This is a genomic window from Ornithinibacter sp., from assembly GCF_035443565.1.
Classification (GTDB): domain Bacteria; phylum Actinomycetota; class Actinomycetes; order Actinomycetales; family Dermatophilaceae; genus Fodinibacter.
The window spans coordinates 1-2,706 of the sequence record NZ_DAORSO010000224.1 but is presented as its reverse complement, the minus strand read 5'-3'; the positions used below and the strand labels follow the sequence as shown (position 1 = coordinate 2,706).

The 2,706-nt window shown below is 67.9% G+C and carries 2 protein-coding genes; both read right to left on the bottom strand.

The genetic code is table 11. From position 1 onward, the window contains the following. Positions 1 to 542, bottom strand: a 542-nt coding sequence (locus tag PLL68_RS13675) for a DNA gyrase subunit A (RefSeq protein ID WP_324534993.1), incomplete at its 3' end; no start/stop codon positions are given. Positions 543 to 672: 130 nt separating this feature from the next. Beyond that, the coding region (gene gyrB / locus PLL68_RS13670; RefSeq protein WP_324534991.1) for a DNA topoisomerase (ATP-hydrolyzing) subunit B at positions 673 to 2,706 on the bottom strand (2,034 nt) is incomplete at its 5' end.

Sequence of the window (2,706 nt, the reverse complement as noted above, 5' to 3'; positions counted from 1 at the left end):
CCGACGGCGATGCCCGAGCTGCCGTTGACGAGCAGGTTCGGGAAGCGGCTGGGCAGCACGACCGGCTCGAGGGTCTTGCCGTCGTAGTTGGGGCGGAACTCGACGGTGTCCTCGTCGATGTCGCGCACCATCTCCATGGCCAGCGGCGCCATGCGGCACTCGGTGTACCGGGGGGCGGCGGCCGGGTCGTCACCGGGGGAGCCGAAGTTGCCCTGGCCCTGGACCAGCGGGTAGCGCATGCTCCAGTCCTGCACGAGGCGCACGAGGGCGTCGTAGATCGAGGCGTCACCGTGCGGGTGGTACTGCCCCATGACCTCGCCGACGACGCGGCTGCACTTGTTGAAGCCGCGGTCGGGCCGGTAGCCACCGTCGTACATCGCGTAGACGACGCGGCGGTGCACGGGCTTGAGGCCGTCACGCACGTCGGGCAGCGCGCGGCTGACGATGACGCTCATGGCGTACTCGATGTAGCTGCGCTGCATCTCGGTGTTGAGGTCGATCGGCTCCGTGCGGTCGGTGTCGACCGGGGGCTGCTCAGTCATCGTGTTCCTTCGTGCTGGTGGTGCTTCGCACCGGAAGGTTCATGTTCGCCGGGGTTACGTTCCGGGGCGAAGGTGAACCTTTCGGCATCGGGCGGGAAAGTTGAGGCGGCCGGGGTTGAGGCGGCCGGGGTCAGATGTCGAGGAAGCGGACGTCGCGCGCGTTGCGCTGGATGAACCCGCGGCGGGACTCGACGTCCTCACCCATGAGGATCGAGAAGATCTCGTCGGCCGCCGCGGCGTCGTCGAGGGTGACCTGGAGCAGCACCCGCTCGGCCGGGTCCATCGTGGTCTCCCACAGCTCCTGGTAGTCCATCTCACCCAGACCCTTGTAGCGCTGGATCGGGTTGTCCTTGGGCAGGCGCCAGCCCTTGCTCTGACCGTCGGCGATCATCGCGTCGCGCTCGCGGTCGGTGAACGCGAACTGGTGCGGGGCGTTGCTCCACTTCAGGCGGAACAGCGGCGGCTGCGCGAGGTAGACGTAGCCGGCCTCGATGAGCGGCTTCATGAACCGGAACAGCAGCGTCAGCAGCAGCGTGCGGATGTGCATGCCGTCGACGTCGGCATCGGCCATCAGCACGATCTTGTGGTACCTGGCCTTCTCGATGTCGAAGTCCTCACCGATGCCGGTGCCGAACGCCGAGATCAGGGCCTGGACCTCCTGGTTGCCCAGGGCCTTGTCGAGCCGGGCCCGCTCGACGTTGAGAATCTTGCCGCGGATCGGCAGGATCGCCTGGTTGTGCGGGTTGCGCCCACGCACCGCCGAGCCACCGGCCGAGTCACCCTCGACGATGAACACCTCGGAGACGGCCGGGTCCTTGGCCTGGCAGTCACGCAGCTTTCCGGGCAGACCGCCCGACTCCAGCACCCGCTTGCGGGTGGCCTCGCGCGCCTTGCGGGCGGCCATCCGCGCGGCCGAGGCCTGGATCGCCTTGCGGACGATCTCGCGGCCCTCGTTCGGGTGGCTGTCCAGCCACGCGCCGAACTCGTCGGTCATGGCCCGCTGCACGAACCCCTTGACCTCGGAGTTGCCGAGCTTGGTCTTGGTCTGCCCCTCGAACTGCGGCTCGCCGAGCTTGACCGAGATGACCGCGGTCAGCCCCTCGCGCACGTCGTCACCGGTGAGGTTGTCGTCCTTGTCCTTGAGCTGGTTCTGCTTGCGCGCGAAGTCGTTGACGAGCTTGGTCATCGCCGCGCGGAAGCCCTCCTCGTGGGTGCCGCCCTCGTGGGTGTTGATCGTGTTCGCGTAGGTGTGCACCGACTCCGAGTACGAGGTGGTCCACTGCATGGCGAGCTCGAGCGAGAGGCTGCGCTCGACGTCCTCGACCTCGATGGAGATGACGTCGTCGTGCACCTTCTCGGTCTTCTTCGACGACACGAGGTGGTTGACGTAGTCGACCAGGCCGTTCTCGTAGCGGTAGGACACCGAGCGCGCGGTGGTCTGCTTGACCTCCCCGCCCGCCGCGGCATCCTCGTCGTCCTGAACGAGCGCGATGTCCGCATCGACGCCGTCGAGGTCGGGCTCACCACTGTCGGATGCCGTGGCCTCCACGCGCTCGTCGACCAGGTTGATCGTCAGGCCCTTGTTGAGGAAGGCCATCTGCTGGAAGCGGGCGCGGATCGTCTCGTAGTCGTAGGTGACCGTCTCGAAGATCTCGGGGTTGGCCCAGTAGGTGATGGTGGTACCGGTGCGGTCGGTCTCCTCCATCATCTCCAGCGGCGCGACGGGCACACCGTGGTCGAACGACATCCGGAACGCGTGCCCCTTCTGGCGCACGCACACGTCGAGGCGGGTCGACAGCGCGTTGACGACGGAGGAGCCCACACCGTGCAGACCACCCGAGACCTTGTAGCCGCCGCCGCCGAACTTGCCCCCGGCGTGCAGCTGGGTGAGCACGAGCTCGACGGCGCTGACGCCCTCGGTCGGGTGCATGTCGGTGGGGATGCCGCGCCCGTTGTCCTTGACGCGCACCGCGCCGTTCTCCATGAGCGTGACGTCGATGGTGTCGGCGTACCCGGCCAGGGCCTCGTCCACGGCGTTGTCGACGATCTCCCACACGAGGTGGTGCAGGCCGCGCTCGCCGGTGGACCCGATGTACATGCCGGGGCGCTTGCGCACCGCCTCCAGGCCCTCGAGCACGGTGATCGAGCCGGCGTCGTAGGACTC